Below are 23,310 nucleotides of genomic sequence, written 5' to 3'. Positions count from 1 at the left end.
CGCGATCCGGATACGTCGCAAGCGGCCCGTAGGAACTCCCCCTGCAGGGGAAGCGGCATCGAACTCCCGTCCTGTTGTACGGGGGGGATTCGCCGGTTGTTTCCCGGGAATGAATGGCAGCGGAGTACGGGACCAGGGGCCCGCCAACTCCCGCAGGACATACGGAAACAGAATTCCCGGTATCGGAGATCCTCTTCGCGAGGGGCTCGGCCGCATGTGTGTACGGCGGCGGAAGATGCGAGGCCGTTCCTCGGGTTCTCCGCACCGACCGAACGTCGTGGAGCGGGCGAACCGGAAGGACGGTCCGGGCCACGTTCATCACCGGAAGGCAAAAGGGGTTCGGTTCATGGAGGAGCAAGGGAATTCGACCGCCCCGGACCGGGCGGTCGCCGTCCTCGGGATGAGTGGCCGCTTCCCGGGAGCAGGGGGAGTCCGTGAACTGTGGGGCCTGTTGACGTCCGGCCGGGACGGCATCACCGAAGCCCCTCCCGAACGGGCTTGGCTGCGCGAGCTGTACGCCGCCGAGCCGGGCGCCCCGGGGAGGCTGCCGACGGTCCGTGGTGGGTTCCTCCCCGGGCTCGACCTCTTCGACGCGGGGTTCTTCGGCATCTCCCCCCGCGAGGCCCGGCGCATGGACCCCCAGCAGAGACTCCTGCTGGAGACGTCCGTCGAGGCCGCCGAGGACGCATCGGTACCGGTCCGGGAGCTGAGCCGGGCCCGCACGGGCGTGTTCCTCGGTGCCTTCGGCAACGACTACTGGCTGCGGCAGATCGGGGACCTGGACGAACTCGACCTGTTCGCCCTCCAGGGCGGCACCCACAGCGCTCTCCACGGCCGGATCGCGTACGCGCTGAACCTACGGGGCCCCGCCATGACGATCGACACCGCCTGCTCGTCGTCACTGGTGTCGGTGCACGCCGCCTGCCAGTCCCTGCGGCTGGGCGAGTGCGACTACGCCCTGGCGGGCGGTTGCCACGTACTGCTTGCCCCCTACGCCTCGGTGTCGCTGGCGCGGGCCGGGGCGCTGGGGCCGGACGGCCGGTGCAAGTTCGGTGACGCCTCCGCCGACGGGTACGTCCAGTCCGAGGCGGTCGGCATGTTGCTGCTCAAGCCCCTCACGCGGGCGCTGGCCGACGGCGACCGGGTACGAGCGGTGATCCTCGGCGGGGCCGTGGGCAGCGGCGGTTTCACCGGACAGGGGATGATCGCGCCGACCGTGCGCGGCCAGGAGGAGATCCTGCGCCTGGCCTACGAGTCCGCGGGCGTCGACCCTCGTGACACGCGGTTCGTCGAGGCGCACGGCCCCGGCACCGCCGCGGGTGACCCGGTGGAACTGAAGGCCCTGGCCCGGGTGCTCGGCCCGCGGGGTGGTGACCGCGAGCGCTGTGTGGTGGGGTCCGTCAAGACGAGCATCGGCCACACCGAGGCGGCCGCCGGGGTGGCCGGGATCATCAGGACCGTACTGTGCCTGGAACACCGCCTCGTCCCCGGAGACGCGCGGCTGCGCACCCCCACCCCGGCCGTCGACTGGGATACCGCACCGCTGAGCCTCGCCCGGCGGCCCACCGCGCTGTCGGACGACGGGCGCCCTCTCGTGGCGGGCGTGACCTCCTTCGGAGCTTCGGGCGTCGGAGCGCACCTGGTCCTGTCGGCCGCACCCGCCGACCGGCCGCCCGCACCGGAGGAGCGACCCGGGACGGGTCCCCTGCTGCTGCCCCTGTCCGCCCGTTCCTCCACCGCCTTGAGGGAACTCGCCGAACGCTACGCGAACCTGCTGGAGTCGCCCTCTGCTCCTACCCCGGCCGCTGTATGCGCGTCCGCCGCTACGGGACGCGACCACCACGAGCACCGGCTCGCGGCATCCGCCGACACTCCCGGCGCCTTGGCCGGAGCCTTGCGCGCCCACCTGGCGGGGGAGGAGCGGCGGGGCGTGTCGGCGTCGGACGGCGCGGTGTGGTCCGCGCCGCGCGTGGTGTTCGTGTTCCCCGGCCAGGGCTCCCAGTGGGCTGGCATGGGACGGCGGCTGCTGGGACGGGAACCGGTCTTCACCGACACGCTGCAACGCTGCGACGCCGTCATCCGCGAGCACGGTGGCTGGTCGTTGTGCGAGCTCCTCGGGAGCGGGGACGACAGCCGACTGCGGCGGACCTCCACCATCCAGCCCGCGCTGTGGGCCATGGGCGTGTCCCTGGCCGCTCTGTGGCGCTCGTGGGGCATCGAACCCGATGCCGTCCTGGGACACAGCCAGGGCGAGATCGCCGCTGCCCAGGTGGCGGGTGCCCTCACCCTGGAGGAAGCCGGACGCATCAGCTGTCTGCGCGCCGCACTCATCGACGAACTCGCCGGACCCGGCGCTCTGTGCTGGGTGGAGGTGCCGCCCGGACAGGCGGCGACCCTCGTGGAGGAACTGGGCGTGGTGGCCGGGATCGCGGTGGAGGAGAGCCCCACCTCCACCGTGCTCGCGGGTACGCCGGAGGCGGTCGACCGCATCGAGGAGGGCTGCGAGCGACGGGGCGTCTCCTGCATACGCGTACCGGTCGCCTACGCCGCGCACAGCCCCAGTGTCGATCCGGTACGCCGCCCCCTGACGCGGCGGCTCGCCGGTCTGCGCCCGCGCGGGACGAGCGTGCCGTTCGTCTCCACCGTCACCGGGGTGGAACTGCCGGGCACCGCGTTGGACGGCGACTACTGGTGGCGCAACCTGCGCGAACCGGTGCTGTTGGACACCGCCGTGCGCACCCAGCTGACCGACGAGCGACGCACGGTGTTCCTCCAGGTCTCCCCGCACCCCGTGCTCACCACGGCCCTGAGCCGCGAGGGCGCCCTGGCGCTGGAGAGCCTGCGCCGCGACTACGACGAGCCGGCCACCCTCCGGCGTTCGCTGGGCGCCCTGTACACGGCCGGCTGCGATCCCGACTGGCCAAAGGTCCTCGGCAGGCCCGCCACTCATGTGCCCCTGCCGGGCTACCCGTGGCAGCGCTTCTCGTACTGGCAACAGGCACGCGCTTTCCCCTGGCCCCCTGTTCGATCCACATCCTCGGAGGCGATCCCGGTGTCCGGCACTCCCGTTCCGCGCCCTTCGGAGTCCCCGCATCCCGTCCTCACTCCCGCGGCGGAGGACCGCGCGGAGTCCCCGCATCCCGTCCTCACTCCCGCGGCGGAGGACCGCGCGGAGTCCCCGCATCCCGTCCTCACCCCCGCGGCGGAGGACGGGACGGGGACTCCCTCCTGGGAGGGCGCGCTCGACAGGGACCGGCACGCCTATCTGCTGGGCCACCGCGTCGCCGAACGGCCAGTGGTCCCCGGCACCTTCTACCTCGAACTGGCCCTCGCCGCCGCCGCGGAGGCCGGGCTGGGAAGCGAGGTGCGGGACGTCACCTTCGACGAACTGCTGCTGCTCGACGACGACGAACCGTGGGACCTGAGGGTGGGCGTCCGCGCGAGCGCCGAGGACGCCCGACGCCTGAGTCTCACCAGCCGCCGGAGTGGGACCGCCACCCGGCAGCACCACGCGACCCTGCGCCTCACCGGTGACACCACACAGCCACCCCCGCCCGTCGCCCTGGACGACGTGCGCGGACGCTGCGCCGACTGGCAGGCCGGCGAACACTTCTACCGGGATCGTGCCGCCGGGGGCAACGACTGGCGGGGACCGTTCCGTTGTGTGGCCGAGATCCACCACGGGACGGAGGAGGCGCTGGTGCGCCTGCGGCCCGTGGCGCGTGACGGACACCGGATCCACCCCGGCACCCTCGACGGATGCCTGCAGGCGGCCCTCGCCGTGGCCGGCCCCGCCGACCCCGCCGGGCGCGGATTCGTACTGACGGCGGTGGACCGCCTGAGCCTGTACCGCCGGCCGGACGAGGAAGAGCTGTGGGTACACGCCTCCCTGCGGGAGCCGGGCCCGGAGGACGGCATTCGCGTCGACCTCGTGGTGGCGGACCGGCACGGCACCGTCGTCTCCGAGATCACGGGTGTACGGGGCAGAAGCCTGACGCCCGCCCCGATCCCGCGGCCGGCCTCTCGCCGGACCGACCGGATCCTCCGAGTGCGCTGGCGTCAGCTGCCGCCGCCCGCACGATCCGGCCGGGGCGGCAACTGGCTCCTGCTGAGCGGCGGTTCTCCACTGGACCGCGCCCTGGACGCCGTACTGACCGAGAACGGTGGCACCGTCCACACCGTGCGACCCGGGAACGGCTACCGGGCCCACGGTCCCGGCCGCTACCAGGCAGACCTCACGTCGGCCGACGACCTGGCGCTCGTACTGAAGGAGGCCACCCGCGAGACACCCCTGACCGGCGTCGTCCATCTGGGAGCCCTGGCCGGAGCCACCGGACCGGACGCCTCACCGCGCGAGGTGCAGTGGGTGACGACGGACCTGTGCGCCGGTCTCCTGCCGGTGTCCCACGCCCTGGCCGGGCTGCCGTCCTCCCCGCCGCCGACGCTGTTCGTGATCACCCGCGGTGCCCAGGCGGCCCTGGACGACGACGAGGTGCCTGCCCCCTGGCAGGCGGCCCTGTGGCCGCTCGTGCGAGTCCTGAGGCTCGAGACACCGCGGTGCCCGTCCGTCCTCGTCGACCTCGACGCCCGTGGATCCGACTCCCGGGAGCCGCGTGACGAGGCCGGACAGCTGGCTGCCCACCTGTACACGGCGGGCTCCGAGGACCGCATCGCCCTGCGCGGCGGAACCGCCCACGTACCGCGGCTGGTCCCCTCCCCGCCAGGCCCGGCACCGCAGTCGCTCGGAGCCGTCCTCACCACCACCGGCGGTATCGGAGGCATCAGCCTCACCCCCGCGAAGGGCAACCCCCCACCGGGACCGGGCCGGATCGCCATCGAGGTCACCCACACCGCCCTGAACTACCACGACGTCCTCCGCGCCCTAGGCATGCTGGCCGGGGAGGAGGAGACCCTCCTGAGCTGCGAGTGCGCCGGCACCGTGGTGGCCGTGGGGGAGGGCGTCACCGACTTCGCCGTCGGTGACCAGGTGTGCGCCTTCACCTTCTCGGCCCCCGCCTCCTACACCATCACACCGGCCGCCTGCGCCGTTCCGCGTCCCCACCGGCTCACACCGGCCGAGGCGGCCTCCTTCCCCGTCGCCTACGTGTCGGCCTATCGCGGACTGATCGACATGGCCCGCCTCCAGCCCGGCCAGAAGGTCCTCATCCACTCCGCGAGCGGCGGCATGGGAATGGCCGCCATGGAGGTGGCCCGCTGGCGCGGAGCCAGGGTCTACGCCACGGCGGGCACCGAGGCCAAGCGCGACCTGCTGCTGCGGATGGGCGCCGAGAAGGTCGCCGACTCCCGCTCCCCGGACTTCGCCCGCCGGCTGCTCGACCCCGACGGCACGGGCGTCGACGTCATCCTGAACACCCTGAGGGGCGCGGAGGCCCGGCAGGCGAACTTCGAACTCCTCGCACCCTTCGGCCACTACGTGGAGACCGCCTGCAACGAGTTGCACGACGGACAGTCCCTCCCCGTCCGCCTCTTCGCGCCGGGCCGCTCGTACCACGCCATGAATCTGGCCGCCCTGCACGCGCACGACCCCGTCACTCTGGAAACCACCCTGCGGGAGGTCACCGGCCTGCTCTCCCGCGGCGAACTGCGTCCACCCCGCGTCAGGGTCTTCGAAGCAGAGCGGGCGGCACAGGCCATGCGCCTGATGGCTCAGGCCGAGCACATCGGCAAGCTGGCCCTCCACTTCCCCCCGCCCAGCAGGCCGCGCACACCGCTGCGCCCCGACGCCACCTACCTTGTCGTCGGCGGCCTCAGCGGCATCGGGGGGCTGTTCGCCGAATGGCTGGCGGACAACGGCGCCCGGCACCTGCTCATCACCGGCCGCACCGATCTGTCCACCATGGCGCCAGCCGACCCCCGCGCGCGACTGCTGGCCCGCCTCGGCAACCGTCCGGACCTCCAGGTGCAGTACGCGGCCGTCGACGTCGCCGACGAGTCGGCGATGAGCGCGCTGCTGCGCGAGCGCGCCCACCGAGGGCTGCCGGGGGTGGCCGGAGTGGTGCACAGCGCTCTGGCCCTCGACCCCACCCCGCTGCGGGACACGACCGAGGAGGAGATCGACCGTACGCTGCGTCCGAAGGTGGCGGGCGGCTGGACGCTCCACCGCCTCTTCCCGGGCGACGGCCTGGACTTCTTCGTCCTGTTCTCTTCAGCCGTCTCACCCCTCAGCGGCCTGCGTCTGAGCAGCCAGCTCGGTTCCTACGCCGCCGCCAACGCCTTTCTCGACGCGCTCGGCACCCACCGGCGCGCGGCAGGCGCTCCCGCGACGGTCGTGAACTGGGGGTATTGGGCCGGGACCGGCATGGCCCACCGGCTCGGCGAACGCGACGGCCGGTCGGTACTGCCGGCCGGCCTCCTGCCCATCGAGCCGGCGCAGGCACCAGAGCTGTTCACCGCCGTGCTCGCCGCGGACGGCGACCTGTGCTGCGTACCCGCCGACTGGCACGCCTACGTGGCCTCCGCGCCGCAGGACACCACCGACCCGATCCTGGAAGAGCTCCTCGACGGCGCGGCTACGCTTCCCTCGTCCGGCCGGACCGGCCGTACCCACCTCGGCGCCGGCTCCCCGCCCCCTTCAGCCGCCCGTTCCTCCGGCTCCACCGACACGGTCATGGCTGCCGACGGGGTAGCCGCCGCCACCGCTGATACGGCCACTGACACGGAACCGGCGCGCACAGCGGACCCGCGGCACCCGGACCCGTCCACCTCCGCCCTTCCACGTGTACCGGAGCCGTCCCTTCCCGTGGACGGTCCGGCGAAGCGGCGCGAGGACGCGCCACCGTCCCCGCCGCGGCACTCGGCCGAGCCGTCGCCCACCGCGTCGGACCTGGAACGCTGGCTGGTCGCACAGGTCGCCCGTGTTCTGGACATGCCCGTTGATGAAGTGGACCCGACACAGCCCCTCAACCGGCTGGGCATCGACTCCCTTCTGGCCGCCGAACTCACCACCCGCCTGCGGCGCGAGCACCACCGTGAGATCACGGTGCCCCACCTCCTCAAAGCCACAGGTCTACGCGCTCTCGCCACGGAACTCGCCTCCGGCACCCCCGGCGGGGCGACGTGACCGTTCCCCACCCGCCCCGGTCGGTGCTCCTCACCGGAGCCACCGGCAGCCTCGGCGGCCATGTGTGCGCGGCGCTCCTCCAGGACGGCGCCACCACAGTCCACTGCCTCATCAGGGCACAGGACACCGCATCCGCCCAGGACCGGCTGGACCGGCGCCTCGCCGGCCTCGACGAGCCGCCACGGCACACCGCGCACCGGCTCGTCGCCGTACCCGGTGACCTGGCCGCTCCCGGCCTTGGCCTGAGTCACGGCGCGTACGACAGCCTCGCGCAGAGCGTCGACGCCATCGTCCACTGCGCCGCGGAGGTCAACCTCGCCGCCGACTACCACGACCTGGTCCCGGCGAACCTCGACGCCGTCGCCCACTTGGTCTCCCTGGCACACCGCCGGACGGTCCTGACCGGTCACCCCCCGGTCGTCCACCACGTCTCCACCCTGGCCGTCTTCCTCGCCGCCCGCGCAGCGGGCATGGAGGAGGCCGACGAGAACACACCGGTCTCGCACACCACCTGCGGGCCCCACGGCTACCCGCGCAGCAAGGCCGACGCTGAAATGCTGCTGCGCCGCGCGGAGGCCGTGCACGGCCTCCCCGTCGTCATCCATCGACCGGGCGTCATCACCGGCCACTCCGTCAGCGGCCGCACACCGCCGACCGACCCCCTGATCCCCCTCCTGCGCGCCGTCGCCGCGCTGGGCGCGGCCCCCGGCGGCGGCCTGTACGTGCCCGGTGAACGGGTGGACATCGTGGCGCGGTGCATCGCCGCTCTACTGCACCACCCGGCGGAAACAGGGCGTTCCTACCACCTCGTGTCCCCCGCCCCCCTGTGCCTCTCCGAACTCACCGCCGCACTGCGGCGGGCCGGACACCGGCTGAGCGAGATGCCGCCCGACCGATGGTGGCGGGAGTTGGAAGAGCACGTCGGCAACCCCGACGTACGGCCGATGGCCGCCCTGCGGCACATCAGCCGTCCCGTCCTGCCCAGCTGTCCCACCCAGCGGATGCCGCGACTGGGCACCGACGCGACCTGGGCGGCGCTCGCCGTACGAGACGTGAAGCCCGCTCCCTGGACCGAGGACTTCTTCGACGGGCTCGTCTCCCACCTCGCCCTCCCGGTGAGGAGGGCGACGCCCGCCGTCGACAGCCGGCCACGGCACGTCCGGGAGCCGCAGCCGGGGCCTCCTCCCGGGCCGTCCGTCCCCGACCGGACGCCACCCGTGCGCATCAGCGGTCTCGCCGCACCGATCACCTTCGTCCACGACGGCCACGCCCCCGACTTCGCGGGAGCCGCCGTGGCGTGCGAGGCCGCCGGATACGGTGGCTTCTGGGCGGCCGAGCAACGTCATGACCCGTTGCTCGCCCTCACCCGGGCCGCTCCGCACACCACCTTGCCCCTCGGCACGGCAGCCGTCGTCGCCCTCGCGCGCAGCCCGATGACCCTCGCCCACGCGGCGCACGACCTGCAAACGCACAGCGGGGGGCGCCTCACCCTGGGAATCGGATCACAGGTCGGAGCTAACCTCACCCACCGCTACAGCATGCCGGGCGGCCACCGCGTGGCCCGCCTGCGGGAGTTCCTCCAGGCCCTGCGCGCCATCTGGCACAGCTGGAACACCGGTGCGCCCATGGACTTCCGCGGGCAGTACTACACCCATGTGCTGACCAGCCCGTTCTTCACCCCGCCTCCTTCCCCCCACGGCCCGCCGCGGGTCCTCCTCGCCGCCACGGGCCCGCGGACGGCCGAACTGGCCGGAGAACTGGCGGACGGGCTCATCGCCCCGCCCTACGCTCCCCCCCTGCTCTTCTCGGACGTCCTGCTGCCCGCCCTCGACCGGGGACTCGACCGCTCCGGGCGCACCCGGCAGGACGTCACCGTGATCTGTCCGCCCCTGGTGGCGACCGGCCGCACGTGCGAGGAACGGGCGAACGAACATACTCGCGTCCGCCTGCTCCTCACGCTCTTCTGCGGCACCCGCGCCTACCGTCCCGTCTTCGAGCTGTACCAGCGAGGCGGTCTGGCCGACGAGGTGTCACGGCTGTTGCTCACGGACGACCCCGATCGCCGGCGCCGGGCCGCGGACCTGATCGATGACGAGACTCTGGGCATCTTCGCCGCGGTCCCGGATGCGCACGTACGGACCGGGGCGCTTCTGCGTGGGCGGTATGGCGGACTCGCCGACGAACTACTGCTGGCCGCCCCGCACGGACCGGGGGCCGAGCAGTGGAACCCTGCGGCCCTGGGGCTCGGCGTAACCGATCCGGCCGTGGGGTGACCTGTCCTCCGGAAGAGCGTGCGCGCCGGGTCAGGGGGTGGTGAAGACCAACACGACGTTGTGCCCGCCGAAGCCGAAGGAGGAGGACAGGCCGGTGGCCATGGGATGGGGGCGGGGAACGGTGTGGACGACGTCGAGCTCCCGGCCGGGGTCCTGGCCGATGAGGTTGGCGGTCGGGGGGATGAGCTGGTGCTCCAGCGTGAGGACGGTGACCGCTGCCTCCACGGCCGCGGCGGCCCCCATGCTGTGGCCGAGCACGCTTTTGGAGGCGGTGACGGGCGGCGGGTCGCCGTCGAACACCTGGAGCAGCGCCTGTGCCTCGGCCGCGTCACCGGCCGGAGTGGCGGTGCCGTGTGCGTTGACGTGGTCGATGTCCGAGGGCGTGAGGACGGCGTCGGTGAGAGCGGCGAGCACGGCACGCCGGGCACCGGACCCTTCCGGGTGGGGAGCGACGGGGTGATGGGCGTCTGCGGTGGATCCGAAACCGCGGAAGAGGGCACGGACGGGGGCACTGCGGCGGGCGGCGTGGTCGGGACGTTCCAGCACCAGGACGGCCGCGGCCTCGGCGAGTACCAGGCCGTCGCGTCGGGTGTCGAAGGGCCGGCAGGCACCGGCGGGATCACCGGCGCGACGGGAGAGCGCCTGCATCTGGGCGAAGCAGGTGGCGGCCATGCGCGACAGGGCCGACTCGCTGCCCCCGGCCAGGGCGATGTCGCAGGTGCCGGAGGTCACCAGATCGCGCGCGATGCCCAGGGCCGTGGCACCGGACGCGCAGGCGCTGGAGACGCTGAACACCGGTCCCCGGACTCCCAGGTCGATGGCCACTTCCGCGGCCACCATGTTGGGCAGACTGCGGGGCAGGGCCATGGGGGAGACGAACGTCGGGCGGTCCTGGGCCAGGAGGCCGAACTCCCGGTCGTAGGTGGTCAGGCTGTTGCTCCCCACCCCCAGGACGACCGCGACCCGGTCGGGGTTCCAGGAGCCGGGTGCGAGACCGGCGTCACCGACCGCGCGCCGGGCCGCCGCGATGGCGAGGTGGGTGAAGCGGTCCAAGCGCCGGGCGAGGGGCCGGCCGAGTTCCGCGTGGGCGTCGAGGGCGGGCACGGCACAACCGAACTCGACGGGGAGCCCGGCGAGATGGGGCAGGTGACGGGCCAGTCCCCGACCCCGGCACAGGGCGGCCCAGGTGTCCTCGGGCCGGGTGCCGGCCGGGGTCAGCATCCCCAGGCCGGTGACGGCGGCTTCACGGATTCGCGGCACTGTGGAGTCCTTCGTCCGGGGGGAGCGGCCGGTGAACGCAGGGGGGCTGGCCACCGGACCGGGTGGCCGGGGCCCCTGCGCTCACGGCGGGGCGGAGGCGATGCCGGCCAGATGGCCGATGGCCTCCGCCAGCGTGGACTGGGGGCTGATGCCCTGGATTACCAGACCGGTGCGCTGGGCGACGATCACCGCCAGCTCCGTCAGGCAGAGCGAGTCGAGCTCCAACTCGTGGAAGGTCGCCCGGGGAGTGACCCACTCGGCTTCTACGCCGAACTCGTCGGTGAGCAGCTCGGCCAGCATCTGGTACATAGATTCCTCGGATCGCGGCTCCACGTACGGAGCAACGCCCCACCATCGAAAGAGTTACGCCACATGGGTGATCCATTCGAAATTCACCCGTTCGGGTAACTTTGTCTCTGTGTGTCTGCTCGCTCGTCAGCGTGTCCGGGCGCGCGCTCCGACGACGCGCGAACGGCCGACGGCCCGCGGAGAGCCTCTGCTTCCCCCGGTGCGCCGTTTCCCCGAAGACGCCGGTTCGTTGGAGATGGGTAACCGGTGCGACCGTGAACACCAGGGAAGAGGAGAGCTGTTGGAGGCGGAAGGCGTCCACCACTCCTACGGCGGGCGGGCCGTGCTGCGCGGCATCGACGTGAAGCTGCCCGCGGGGGCGCTGGTGGGGATCGTGGGGGAGAACGGCGCGGGCAAGACGACACTGCTGAAGATCCTCTCCGGTCAGATGCGACCAAGCCGGGGCGTGGTCAGGCACGGTGGCCGGTTCGGATACTGCCCGCAGCGGGTGGTCCTCAACGACGCGTTCACCGTGCGGCAGCATCTGCGGTTCTTCGCGGCGGCCTACGGGATCCCGGACCTGCGGAGGGCCGAGGAGGTCGTCGAGGTCCTGGGCTTCGCCGAGTACGCCGACGAACGCGCCGGTGTACTCAGCGGCGGCACCCGGCAGAAACTGAACCTGACCCTGGCGGTGATGCACGATCCGCAGGTCCTGCTGCTGGACGAGCCCTACCAGGGCTTCGACTGGGAGACATACCTGCGTTTCTGGGACCTGGCCGTACGGTTCCGGGCCGCCGGCCGGTCCGTCCTGGTCGTCTCGCACCTGGCGTACGACACGGACCGGCTCGACCAGGTGTGGCGGCTGCGGGACGGTGTGCTGCACGGCAGGGAGGAGGGCGCCGGATGAAGGGTTCCCCGCGGCTGCTCGCGCTGGCCACCCGTTTCGTGCTCGTCGAGCAGGCGCGCAACCGGCTCGCCATGCTGCTGGTGGCCCTCTTCGTGCCCGCCGCGGTGGCCCTGGTCGGTCTGGCCGTCTCGGACGCGCCGGTCCGCTTCCGGCTGGACGCCACCGGCGAGGTCCTGGTCGCCGACGGCAACCGGCTCACCCAGATCACCGGCGGACTGAACGCGGTTACGCTGATCATCGGCTTCATGATGTTCGCGACCGCCTTCAGCGGCACGGCGTTCGATCAGCGCCTGGTCATGGCCGGATACCCCAGGGTTCCGCTGGGACTGGCGAGGGTCGCCTGTCTGCTGGTGAGCAGTCTGGTGGTCGCCGCCTACGCCACCGCCGTCATCTGCTGTTACTGGTCGCCCCACCACCCCCTCCTGCTGGCCGTGTCGTTCTTCGGTGCCGCGATGACCTACGGCACGCTGGGCGTCGTACTCGGCACCTTGCTGCGCCGGGAGGTGGAAGGCATGTTCGCCATCGTGATGATCAGCGTCGTCGACGTGGCCCTGCAGAATCCCCTGCTCACCAATGGGGCGGACAGCGGCATCGTGAGCCGGCTGCCCTCGTACGGTGCCATGCAGATCGGCGCGGCCGCCGGTTTCTCCGCCGCCCCGCCGCCGCTCGGACCCCTGGTCGCGCAACTGGCCTGGTTCACCGGCAGCGCCCTCGTAGGCCTGCTCATCTTCCACCGGCGGACCCGGTCGGCCCTGCGTGGCCCCGCGCGAACCGGTAGCCAGCCCCCCTCGTGAACCGCGTCCGACGGATCCGCCGCCAGCGCGCCCTCCCGGCTGGCGCCGGCCGGACGCGGGTCCCGGCACGGAGGACCCGTGAAGCCGTACGCGTTGGCCGGGCCGGGAAGGCGCTGTTCATTCCGGCCGTCGACAGGACGCTCACCGACCGTAGGCTCCGACGGGCGAGGAACCGTACACATCGACTCTTGGCCGTTGCCGGTGCGACCGCGGAGCTCGCGGGGGCTGACAGTCTGTGCGGGGCATGCCGGGGACCTCGCCGAGGCGTCTGCCGAGGAGTGCGCCGGCGCGTGACACCGGAGAGGCTCCTCATACGTCTGCCGCGGTCGGCCTCCCGGGGCCGGTGGACGTGACCGCTCTCACCGGTGCCCACGAGCACGGTACCCCCGGCCCACGGCGTCCACTCCAGCCCGTAGGCAGGCGGCGAACGACGAGCGGACGACCGCCGGCGGAGGACGGTGGCCCGGGGAGACCGCCCGGTCGGCGAGGGTCTCCACCTCCCGGAGGAAGGCGGACGCCAGCCGCGGCAGTCCTGGGCCGAGAGCATGGCGCGCGGTCAACGCCAGGGTGTGGGTGTCCTCGTAGGTGGTGAACATGGTCAGCACGCTCATGCGGGGCGGCAGGCAGGAGAACGTGAGGAACTCCTCCACCGGGCGGCCCTCCAACCGCAGGGGCGTGTCGCACAACCGGACGTTGGAGCACGAGACGGCCCTCATCCACGGGTTGGCCAGCGTCAGTTCGCCCAGGAGATCCACCACCACCGGTTCCGGCCGGGCCAGGACGGCCATGATCCGGGCCGCGCCCATCGCCGTGCGCCGCCGTTTGTGGTCGGTCATGACCCGGTGCACATGGTGCAGCCGCCGTACGGGGTCGTCCACTTCCAGCGGCAGGCGCACCCGTACCGCGGCCGCGAGGTTCCCCAGGTGGTGCTCGGCGGCCATGGCCTGTCGCATGCTGACCGGGACGGCACTGTGGACGCCCGTCGGCACGGGCCGGTCGCCGAGTGTACCGGGCTCTGCCCGCAACGCCCCGGCGAACGCCGCGAGCACCACGTCGTTGACCGTCACCGGCATGTCCGGCAGAGCCCTTCGGGCCGTGGCCACCAGCTGCCGGGGCACCGTGCTCCAGTCGACGGCCGGCTGGTTTCCGGCCGCGCGGACACAGTCATGCCGTGGCGCGGGGAGGGCCACGTTGGTCAGGACGCTCGCTGTCGCCCGAACGCCGCCCGACGGGTACCGATGGGTGAACGGCACGGTGACACCATGGGCCGTGGCAGGGGTCAGGGCTCCGGGGCCCTGGCACAGCAGCCGCATCAGCACCCCCAGGGACTGACCGTCGAGCAACGCGTGGTGGACGCTGAGTACCACGGTCTGCCGCCGCGCCGCGGTGTCGTGTAGGAGATGTACGTCCCACAGCAGTCCTCCTGGTACGAGGGGGAAGCACCGGTTCATCAACCGGGAGACGACGTGCTCCAGACGGTCACCGGGGTCCAGCCGCTCCTGCGCGACCGGTGCGGGCGGAAGGGGCGTGGCCGGGGCCAGCCAGCGGTACGGTCGGAGCGGCCGCCCCCGGTAGTCGGTGTGCGGTCGCAGCCACAGCCGGGGCACCACGCCCCAGGCCCGTTCCACCCGTTCCGTCAGTTCGCGCAGGTGCAACGGTGGGCCGGACAGCCCCAACAGCGCCGCCAGGGTAGCGGGCGCGGCATGCCGCTCCTGCGAGGAAACCATCATGGAGTCCGCGAGCGGCATACGGGTGCTCTGTTCCATCTTCTCGTTTCCCCGGCTGTGGTGTGGGCCCTTCCGTCGCGGTCGGGCGGCGGCGAGTGGTTTGCTGCGGGTCCGGTCCGGGTCGCCCGGGGCCCGGGGAGCGCGAGGCCCCCCGGCCCGGAAAGGTACGATCGGTGGGCGTGGCGCCGCTGCGAGGGGTCGGGAACGGGCATCCGCCGGCCGGATAGCGCCCACAGTAGCCATGTCCCCGGAAACTGTAGTGGCTTGGGCGCCCTGCTAGGCATTCGGCCGACTCGTACCGTCGGCTGACGTGGCGGTTCCGGCTACTCCCGACACGGTATCGCACCGACTTCGGTTGCTCCGTCAGGTCGCTGTGACTGTTCGCCGGAGCCAGGGCAGCGCGCCCGACGGCAGAGCGGCTCGAACGCGCCCCGCAGAGCCTCGAAGCGCCGTCCCTCACACGGGGGACACACCGCCCCCAGGCAGCCGTGAGCCTCTAGTGTTTTGACGAGGCGTCACGCGACGTTGGTGACCACCAGAGGGGACTCATGCGCACGCTCCTCATATCGCTCGGCGCGCTGGTCGGCGCCGACACGCTCACCGTGGGGCTGGACACGCCCGTGAGCGCGCCCTCGGGTACGCCGGGCAGGAGGCGGGCCGGGCGAATCACGACGTACACCGATCCCGCGTTGCGCGCGTGCGTCTCCGCTTTTCCCGGCGAAGGGGGGCATCACCTCCAGTAACCGGGTTAACGGGTGGCGTTGACCTTCAGCGAGACCGGACGCGTCCCCAAGTCCAGGACGACTGTCCGCGAGTCGGCCAGACACTCACCCTCCGCGCAGGGTGTGCGATCCAGATGGCCCGGTGACCCGAACCAGCCGGGTGCTCGCCGGTGCCTCGGCTAATCGCCCGGCGAGTGCACGTCGGCTCTGTCCCCTCGAAACGGATGCCGAAACAGCAGGTCTTCTTGCTGTGCTCGCTGGCCAGCATCATGGAGCAGGTTGCCCCGAGCCCCGACATCACCCACCCATGTGCCGAGGAAGCACTCATGTGCCATATCGGCCTGCGTCCGCTTTGTCATCGGGCGGCAGTCCGTCCCGAACCACCCCGTTCAAGCAAGGGAGCATCAACATGACCTCTCGCCGCACGAAGCGCACCGTTCTGACGACCGCGGTGGCCTCCGCTGCAGTCCTGGCTGCCTCGGCACCCGCGCTCACCGCTCCTGCCCAGCCGCCTGCCCCGGCCTCCCGATCTCTGACCGCCGCTCCGCAGATGCTGAATGGGGGCGTTCAGATGCAGGCCGCCCCCCTGCCTCCGGCATGCTCGGAGGCCATTTTCAAGACCAAGGAGAAGTTTCCCACCACCCGCTACACCGTCCCCGACGAGCCCTGGAACGCCCTGCTGAGCGAGGTGGTCAACCTGACCGAAGCCGAACAGGCGGAGCTCACCGAGAGTGCCTGCGCGGCGTGGAACAGCTGGGCCACAGCCAACGGCGCCGTCGTGGCCAAGGACCTCGACACCCGTTGGCAGAACGCGGCTGCGCCGGCATGCAACAAGTGGGCCGTCGCCACGATGGGCTCGGTCAAGAAGTACGCGCCCACCATCCCCACCGAAACCCGCAAGTTGGAAGTCCTGGCCAAGAAGGTCTGGCAGGGCGCCATGACGAAGCTCGCAGCCGAAGCCCCGGACGTGGAATGCCGCACCGCATACAACAAGGTGAAGGCCGGCTGGTAACCGCAGACGGAATACGCATCGACCGCCCTCCCCGGGCCTTGAAAGGCCCGGGGGCCGGTCACGGCGTTAGGGCCTGTGTGATGTCGTGATCAATCCTGCCGATCCGGATCCGTCTGGAAGGCGGATCCGGTAGGAAGGCGATCGTGACGCGTAGACAACTCACCGATGAGCGATGCGAGTTGATCGAGCCGTTCCTGCCGATAGGCGAGCATGGCCCGTACCCCGAGCGGCTGCGGGAGCAGTTCGAGGGGGTGATCCGGCGGTTTTGCACCAGCAGCCAGTGGCGGGAGATGCCTGGCGAGTTCGGCCCGTGGTCGACGGTCTACGGCCGTTTCCGGGTCTGGAGGGACGCCGGCGTGTTCACCGCGCTGCTGGAAGGCGTGATCGCTGAGGCCGTCCGACAGGGGAAGAAGGACTTGTCCCTGGTCGGTGTGGACTCCACGACCGCCGGGCCCGCCATGACGCCGCCGGGATGTGCATCGGCAAGGAGGTCATGGACGCCCTTGAGGAAGCCGCCGCCGACCAGGAGCGGGCCCGGCAAAAGGTGCCTCTATGGTCTTCGTCAAGCCGTAGCCGGTGTGGATGGCTGGTAGAAGGTGCCGTCGCGGAGCATGGCGAAGAGGACGTCGATGCGGCGTCGGGCGAGTGCGATGAGGGCGGCGATGTGATGTTTGCCCTCGCGGCGTTTGCGGTCGTAGTAGGCGCGTGACTCGGGTTGTGAGAGCGAGGCGAACGCGGCGAGGTAGAAGGCTCTTTTGAGCTGTTTGTTGCCTCGGCGGGAGGGGTGTTCGCCGCGGATGGAGGATCCGGAGTTCCGGGTCACGGGCGCGAGGCCGGCGTAGGCGGCGAGGTGGCCGGCGGTGGCGAAGCCGCTGCCGTCGCCGACGTCGATGAGGATGCGGGCCGCAGTCCTGATTCCGACGCCGGGCATCGAGGTCAGGACCTTGGAAAGAGGGTGGGCATCCAGCAGTTCCTCGATCCGTCCGGCCAGGAGTTTTCGCTGGTCAAGGACTGCGGTCAGGGAAGCGGCGAGGCTGGGGGCGATCAGTGTGGCCGCGTCGGTTCCCGGGGCGGCGACGGTCTGTTCGTCCAGGGCAGTGAAGATGTTCTGGGCCAGCCGTTCGGCCGCAGCAGGGTCACCAGCCGGCGGCGTCCGGCCTTGCGGGTCTGTGCGGGGGAGCCGAACTGGTCGAGGAGTGTGAGTACGGCCGGGTGCTGGATGCGCGGGCCCAGGACGCGTTCCAGAGAGGGGTGGATCTGGGTGAGCAGGCCCTGTAGCCGGTTGCTGGTCCTCGTCGCCTCACTGGTCAGGTCGTCGTCGAACCCGACGAGCATCCCCAGCTCGGCGGTGGTCTCGTCTTCGAGTTCGACCGAGCGGAGTGTGTGGGGTATGACGCGGGCAGCGTCCGTGATGACGAAGGCGTCGCGGGCGTCGGTCCTGGCCTCACCTGGATAGAGATCGGCGATCCGCCGCATCGTCAGGCCCGGCAGATAAGCGACCGGGCAGCCCATGTCCCGGGCCACCGCCGGAGGCAGGGCCCCGATCGAGGCCGGCTGGTCGACCACGACGAGCACGGTCCCGTGCTTGGCCTGCAGCTTGCGGAAGACCTCGCGGAGCTTGGGCTCGCTGTTGGGCAGCCGCTTGCAGAAGGCCTTCTTCCCGGTCGGCGTGACGGCGGTGGCGTGGTGCTCGCCCTTGCCCACGTCCAGGCCGAGGAAGGCGCCGATGTCGCTGATGTCGATCATGTGCGTCCTCCGGTCGTCCTCACCCGGCCGTCCCACGGCACCGATCGCCATACCCACCTTGCGAAGAGCCTCCCGACCTGCGAAGAAGCCGGTGGTCACGCCCCTGATCAGCGGTCTGTCGATGCCTCCGGAGCCGATGACACCACCCCCCAGGCCATGCGTTCGACAGGGGGAGAAAGTCATGCCAACTCCGAAGGCCGGGCGCTCCATTGCGGGGCCACCAAGAAGGTAGGGGGAGGCATCTTCCCGAATGATCCTTTTATGGTCACTGAGTAGGCCCGCGGGAACCCTTTGGCTCAGTCCTGCCGTTCCGCCTGTGCTCTTCTGGTGAGGCGGGTCCAGCCCGCCGGTGGAGCCAGGAGCGTGCGGGCGTGAGGCTTTCGCCTCCGGAGCCGTACGGTCCCTTGGTAGTGACGAAGGGCGAGGTAGCTGAGGTGCTCGAGAGCCTGGGCCGCAAATCCGTTTGCTGGGCACATCTCCTCCCCCTTCCCGAAGGGAAGGTAGGACCGCTTCTGATCGCGGGTCGGTTTCTCCCAGCGCGTGGGACGGAAGTCCAGTGGCTGGTCCCACACGGTCGCCGACCGGTGGAGCGCGTGGGTGCCGATCAGGATGTGTTCGCCTGCCCGCACCGGAGCGCCAGCTATCTCGTGATCAATGGCGGCCACCCTGGCCAGCCGCCATGCCGTCGGACAGAGACGTAACGCCTCTTTGACCAGCGATCGGACATGTTCCAGTCGTAACGCTGGATCGTTGTACCCGTGCTGAATGCCGAGCAGCACCACCCATTCGAGGGTTACGCCGGTGAAGCCGACGGTGGCAAGGACGAGCCGCTGCAGCAACTGCGCGCGATCCGCGAGGGAGAGTTGCCCGGGCAGGCGCATCACCATGTCGACGAGGTCCTGGGCGTCGGCGCTCTGTGCGGGCAGCCGTGCCAGCTGCTCGGTGAATCCGGCCCGGATGACGGGTACGGAGCGGTGGGAACGCCTCACCGCGTGACCGACGATGTCGTCGGCGACGATGCTCGAGGTCAGGTAAGCATCGACGAGCGAGTTGATTTCGCTGTGCCGCTGGTGTGCTATCACCGGTGCGAAGTACCGCCGGACTACTTGCACTCCCCAGCGCTGGTGCCGCAGGCGGCCGCACCTGTCACCTGCCTCGTGGAGGGCGGAGTCGACGTCGAACGACGAGCGGAGATCGTGACGGGCCAGGATCTTGAGCAGTTCGTGTGACGCCCCGGCCCGTAGCGGCTGGGGCAGAGGCGCCGGTCCCAGACGGAAGAACCCGGACTGCGGCACGTACTTGTCAGCTAAATCGACCAGCACGTCCCGGGCCGTTTCCGCATCGGCGACGAACAGGGTCCCGAAGCGGAGCCTGAACGGGCCGTCGGCGTCCGCCGCCAGGCTCTCCCACCTTCGAAGGTGATGCCAAAGGCTCTGCCTGTCCAGGAACACGAAGTCCTCCGCAATCCGAGGGAAGGGACGCGCGGCTCCGGCTACGCACCCCTTCCCGTACGGCGGGATGTCTAGGTTTTGCGTCCGGGGCTGTCGCCGTATGCGTCGTGGCGAGCGCGCGTCCCACCGATGAGCACCTGAACACACCTTGTGACCCACGCCACTGTTGTCCTCCTGTAGCGCAGCGCTTTGCGTCAGTCCTGCTGCCCGTATCCGACGAAGTACCCGTGCCAGCGTGCGCGCCTCTCACCGCTGAACGCACGAAGGCCGGTGGTGATCCAGGACATGGTGGGCCTCCTTCTGGTCGGTGATCTCTGCTGTCCGGCCGGTTTGCACCTTTCGGCCCGCCACCGCACGTCGCAGCGCACGATCAGCCCAGTGACATGAATTCGGTCGGCCAGGGCCCACCTCTTGCATCATGACGCTACACACCCGGCTGAACCGGGTGAACCGGTGAAACCGGCCAAACCAGCGATGCTGAGGGGCGCGCCGGAGCGTGAACGTTCGCGCGCCGGATGTGCACCCTGCGCTTGTGCGTGCGCCCCTGCGGCGGTGCTTGAACAGCTCCAGACTGTCCCGACCACAGGCATACTCCGGTACACCGATGGCGAAAGTGTGCCCGATTCCAGGCAGATCATGGATCCGGCATCTTCCTGGTGGCGGCATCCGCCGGGTATTCGGGTACTCACCTGCCCGGCATCGACAGGACACGGCATCCGCCGGTCGTGGAGACAGCCGGCCACGCGACGAAGGGACACACAGATGTACAGGCGATTACCGTCAAGAAGAGCTGCGACAGGAAGCGGGGCGCGCGGACGCGCAATGCACGGCACCGGTTTCATGACCGTCATGGCCTTGGCCATGGGAGTGGTTCTCACTGGCCCGGCCACCGTTGCCCAGGCGCGGGAGATGGCGCCGGGCAGTCCTGGTGTCCCGCAAGCGCCCGCCGTGGTGTTCGAAGAAGACTTCGAGTACGAGCAGGACGCCGTCCCTCGGTTGATCACCCATTACACCGGAACACCCCCGCTTTCCCAGACGTACACCGCCGACCCGGCGTGGCTGACCGGATGCAACGGGTGGATCGTCTCTCCCCTCAATCCCGACAGCGGCCCGCCCGGCAGCGGTTGCGGCCCGTTCTGGGGGCCGCTGGAGTCCATGGCAAGCGCGCTCGGACAGTGGTCCGGTGATGACCCGGCCACCAACCATGCCGTCGCTGCTTATACCGAAGGCAATCCGGGGGCCGGCAAGGTCGAGCTGGAGACGGTGAAGCCCATCCCGCTCGAGGGGGAGAACCGGTTCCTGACCTTCTCGGTCGACGCGGCCGCACGCAACTGCTTCGCCGCTCACCCACTGCTGGAGTTCTACCTGCTCGACGGCAGCACCGCGATCCCGACGTTCACCACGCCGATCAACCCCTGCACCGACCCGGACCAGGTCATCAACGGAACCTCCGTGGGCACATACGCCGGCAACAACGCCGTGCTGTTCTCCGGCCCCTCAGCCGGTATCCGACTGATCAACGCACAGGCCAGTGGCATAGGCAACGACGGCGCCTTCGACAACGTCCGACTCCTGGACGCCACCCCCCAGCTCGACATCGCCTTCAGCCCCACATCCCTGCCCGCCGGGGCAGGCAGCACGCTCACTCTCACAGTCACCAACACCAGCGAGAAGGCAGCCAAGAACGGCTGGTCGTTCACCGAGCAACTGCCCCCCGGCCTGGTCGTGTCCGACCCATCCACCGCCACGACCACCTGCGGTGCCGGCACCGTCACCATCTCCCCGGACAACGACAGGCTCACCGCCACCGGAAACCTCGCGGACGGGCAGGACGCTTGCACCGTCCAGGTCGAAGTGACCTCGGCCCGCGGCGCCTCGTACACCCTCTGCGCGGCAGCCACCACCGAGCGTGTCGGCCTCAAAGCGCCGGGTTGCGCCACTGTCACCTTCGGTTCTCTGCTGATGGACGCGCACGCATACAGCGCTAAGGTCGACGCTGTTATCGACGCGGTGCCGCCCATCGCGCCGTCCGACGTCACCTGCACGCAGGAACCGGGGACCGACGACGCCGATCTGCTCAACGCCTCACTGGGCTCGCTCGGCTCCCTCGGCGTCATCCAGACATCGGCAAAGGGAGCTGTCGGCACGAACGGTGCCCGTACCGCCACGGCGAAAGCCACAACCGCGCAAGTGAACCTGCTGGGCGGGACGATCTCCGCGAAGGAAGTCACCGCCACCGCCACTGCCACCGGCAGTGTGACGCCTGACGGTATCGGGCCGGTATCCACAAGCGGCAGCTCCGTCCTGACCGACACGAAGGTGGCCGGCATCACGATCACAGCGCATCCCGCCCCGAACACCGGCATCACCATCCCTCTCGTCGGCTCCGTGATCCTCAACGAACAGAAGCCGTACGGCAACGGCAAGGGCATCGTCGTCAACGCCCTGCACGTCAAACTGCTGACCGGTGTACACATCATCGTCAGCGGCACCAGGGCCTCACTCACTCCCACACCGGGTCCCTGTCCCAACCCCTGACACGCCTGAGCACCAGCAACACGTCCTGCCGTGCCGAACCGCCAGCCGGCACGGCAGGACACCTGCTGGGACGCGGGAGAAGAACCGTGGCAACGAAGCGAAAAACAACGTCAGTCGACACCGGCGCACCGGATGAGTGGGAGTACGCCCGGATAGGCACGGGCACTCCTCTGGCCCAGGAATGGAGGCCGAACCCGCATGGCAGCCCCCGGAGGCAGGGAACTGGCGTCCGGCTTCGACGTTCTCCGGCTCCGGGATCCCGGGAACTCGCGCGCTTTCCGTAACCCGGGACGGAACTGGTGGTGCCGGGGCGAAGGTCGGGCACGAAGGCGTTCAGGACCGCGCAGCGGGAGCGCCGGCGGCTGGGCGGGGGTGAGGTGGCGGAGGCCGGCGGTGAAGCGGTGGAAGGTCTCGTAGGTGGGCACGATGGTCTTCTCGGGGCAGGGTTTCGGCGAAGTGGTGGATCGCCCGATTGGTCACGGTCTGCGTTGGGTAGACCAGCCTGGACGTCCAGCAGGCACGGACTTCCAAGCCGGAGGCGGGGATGGGGCCTTGGGTCAAGGCCCGAAACCCCGCAAACCTCACTTGACCAGCTGATCAACACCTCCCGCGCAGCGGGGGAACCTCACCTCGTGTCCTGGATCGGGGTCTGCCCCGGACAGAACGAGTCGGCCGGAGTGAACCGCTCCGGACGCACCCGCCCCGGGAACAAGAACCTCAGACGTCTGCTCGGGATCGCCGCGATGGCCGCCATCAGGAAGAAGGACTCCTACCTCGGTGTCTTCTTCCGAAGGACCGCGGCCAGACGAGGAGGCAAACGCGCCCTGGTCGCCGTGATGCACAAACTCGCCATCGCCATCTGGCACGTCCTGCATGACCACGCGCCCTACCGAGAACCCGGCGCCGACCACTTCACCCGCCGAGATCCCGAACGCGCCATGCACCGCATGATCAAGGAGGCCAACAGCCTCGGACTGACCATCCGCTTCGAACCGATCACCGCCTGAACCACCCCGATGAGGGGGTCGTCTTCGTGTCAGTCCCGCGCGGTGCTCGACGGAAGGCATGACCTCGCCGTTGACACGGCGCTGTGGGAGCGCAGTTTGTCGGTGACGGCCCCCCGCGGCACTGCACGCGTCTTCATCGTCAGGTGGCGGAAGAACCGCCTGGCGGCGGCCTTGTCCCGCCGGTTCCGCACGGGGATGCCGGGGACGTTGCCGCCGGCGTCGGCGGCTCGCCATAGATACTTCAGCTCGCCGTTGACCTTGATGAGCACCTCGTCCACATGCCATCTGTCCCCGGGCCGGGGCCGGCGGCCGCGCAGGCCTGCCCGGACTTGGCGCACCAGCGGCGCACGGTCTCGCAGGAGAGGATGACGCGCGCTGGAGCATCAGCTCCTCCACCTCGCGAAACGACAGCGGAAAGCGGAAGTACAGCCACACGCAGCGGGAGATGGCCTCGACCGGGCAGCGGTGCCCCTTGTACGACGGCGACGCGCTGCCCACGGACAA

The 23,310-nt window shown here is 70.6% G+C and carries 12 protein-coding genes and 3 pseudogenes; 9 read left to right on the top strand and 6 right to left on the bottom strand.

Annotated features, from left to right (window positions below):
- Nucleotides 1-346: 346 nt before the first annotated feature.
- Nucleotides 347-7,081 carry a type I polyketide synthase gene (locus BN1555_RS00175; protein WP_176709897.1) on the top strand — a complete coding sequence of 2,245 codons (6,735 nt, stop codon included), beginning with the start codon at nucleotides 347-349 and terminating at the stop codon, nucleotides 7,079-7,081.
- Complete coding sequence (locus BN1555_RS00170) at nucleotides 7,078-9,354, top strand: TIGR03617 family F420-dependent LLM class oxidoreductase (RefSeq protein ID WP_093796827.1); 2,277 nt, start codon at nucleotides 7,078-7,080, stop codon at nucleotides 9,352-9,354. The genes BN1555_RS00175 and BN1555_RS00170 overlap by 4 nt, the downstream gene beginning before the upstream one ends.
- A 30-nt stretch (nucleotides 9,355-9,384) precedes the next feature.
- On the opposite strand, the gene BN1555_RS00165 is transcribed toward BN1555_RS00170, so the two are convergent.
- Together BN1555_RS00165 and BN1555_RS00160 are read right to left on the bottom strand one after the other, a co-directional pair.
- Nucleotides 9,385-10,614, bottom strand: a complete 1,230-nt coding sequence (locus BN1555_RS00165; RefSeq protein WP_093796825.1) for a beta-ketoacyl-[acyl-carrier-protein] synthase family protein — start codon at nucleotides 10,612-10,614, stop codon at nucleotides 9,385-9,387.
- Nucleotides 10,615-10,695: 81 nt separating this feature from the next.
- Nucleotides 10,696-10,923 carry a phosphopantetheine-binding protein gene (locus BN1555_RS00160; RefSeq protein WP_093796823.1) on the bottom strand — a complete coding sequence of 76 codons (228 nt, stop codon included), beginning with the start codon at nucleotides 10,921-10,923 and terminating at the stop codon, nucleotides 10,696-10,698.
- A gap of 280 nt (nucleotides 10,924-11,203) precedes the next feature.
- On the opposite strand from BN1555_RS00160, the gene BN1555_RS00155 reads away from it, so the two are divergent.
- Nucleotides 11,204-11,809, top strand: a complete 606-nt coding sequence (locus BN1555_RS00155) for an ABC transporter ATP-binding protein (RefSeq protein ID WP_176709896.1) — start codon at nucleotides 11,204-11,206, stop codon at nucleotides 11,807-11,809.
- Nucleotides 11,806-12,603, top strand: coding sequence for a hypothetical protein (locus BN1555_RS00150; protein ID WP_093796821.1), 798 nt, complete (start codon nucleotides 11,806-11,808; stop codon nucleotides 12,601-12,603). The genes BN1555_RS00155 and BN1555_RS00150 overlap by 4 nt, the downstream gene beginning before the upstream one ends.
- 359 nt (nucleotides 12,604-12,962) lie before the next feature.
- Here BN1555_RS00150 and BN1555_RS00145 read toward each other — a convergent pair whose 3' ends face one another.
- Entirely contained in the window at nucleotides 12,963-14,369 is a 1,407-nt protein-coding gene (locus BN1555_RS00145) for a WS/DGAT domain-containing protein (RefSeq protein ID WP_176709895.1), read from the bottom strand.
- Nucleotides 14,370-14,878: 509 nt separating this feature from the next.
- On the opposite strand from BN1555_RS00145, the gene BN1555_RS00140 reads away from it, so the two are divergent.
- From BN1555_RS00140 to BN1555_RS00130, 3 genes and pseudogenes are all read left to right on the top strand, one after another.
- Nucleotides 14,879-15,073, top strand: a complete 195-nt coding sequence (locus tag BN1555_RS00140; RefSeq protein ID WP_093796817.1) for a hypothetical protein — start codon at nucleotides 14,879-14,881, stop codon at nucleotides 15,071-15,073.
- Nucleotides 15,074-15,461: 388 nt separating this feature from the next.
- Complete coding sequence (locus tag BN1555_RS00135) at nucleotides 15,462-16,064, top strand: hypothetical protein (protein ID WP_093796815.1); 603 nt, start codon at nucleotides 15,462-15,464, stop codon at nucleotides 16,062-16,064.
- 143 nt (nucleotides 16,065-16,207) lie between these two features.
- Nucleotides 16,208-16,608 (top strand): annotated as a pseudogene (locus BN1555_RS00130) (transposase); the annotation flags it as partial.
- An 18-nt stretch (nucleotides 16,609-16,626) separates the two neighbouring features.
- On the opposite strand, the pseudogene BN1555_RS00125 reads toward BN1555_RS00130, so the two are convergent.
- Both BN1555_RS00125 and BN1555_RS00120 read right to left on the bottom strand, forming a co-directional pair.
- Nucleotides 16,627-17,810, bottom strand: a pseudogene (locus BN1555_RS00125) (IS110 family transposase).
- Nucleotides 17,811-18,106: 296 nt separating this feature from the next.
- The gene (locus BN1555_RS00120; protein WP_093796813.1) at nucleotides 18,107-19,261 is read right to left on the bottom strand and encodes a cytochrome P450; all 1,155 of its coding nucleotides are present in this window, start codon (nucleotides 19,259-19,261) and stop codon (nucleotides 18,107-18,109) included.
- A gap of 552 nt (nucleotides 19,262-19,813) precedes the next feature.
- On the opposite strand from BN1555_RS00120, the gene BN1555_RS00115 reads away from it, so the two are divergent.
- Both BN1555_RS00115 and BN1555_RS39805 read left to right on the top strand, forming a co-directional pair.
- Entirely contained in the window at nucleotides 19,814-21,799 is a 1,986-nt protein-coding gene (locus tag BN1555_RS00115) for a choice-of-anchor P family protein (protein ID WP_255305788.1), read from the top strand.
- Nucleotides 21,800-22,098: 299 nt separating this feature from the next.
- The gene (locus tag BN1555_RS39805) at nucleotides 22,099-22,806 is read left to right on the top strand and encodes a transposase (RefSeq protein WP_369689021.1); all 708 of its coding nucleotides are present in this window, start codon (nucleotides 22,099-22,101) and stop codon (nucleotides 22,804-22,806) included.
- Nucleotides 22,807-22,842: 36 nt separating this feature from the next.
- On the opposite strand, the pseudogene BN1555_RS00105 reads toward BN1555_RS39805, so the two are convergent.
- Nucleotides 22,843-23,304, bottom strand: a pseudogene (locus tag BN1555_RS00105) (IS6 family transposase); the annotation flags it as partial.
- Nucleotides 23,305-23,310 lie beyond the last annotated feature (6 nt).

The organism is Streptomyces sp. Wb2n-11 (assembly GCF_001049855.1).
Lineage (GTDB): Bacteria > Actinomycetota > Actinomycetes > Streptomycetales > Streptomycetaceae > Streptomyces > Streptomyces altiplanensis.
This window is presented reverse-complemented; position numbering and strand designations above follow the sequence as displayed.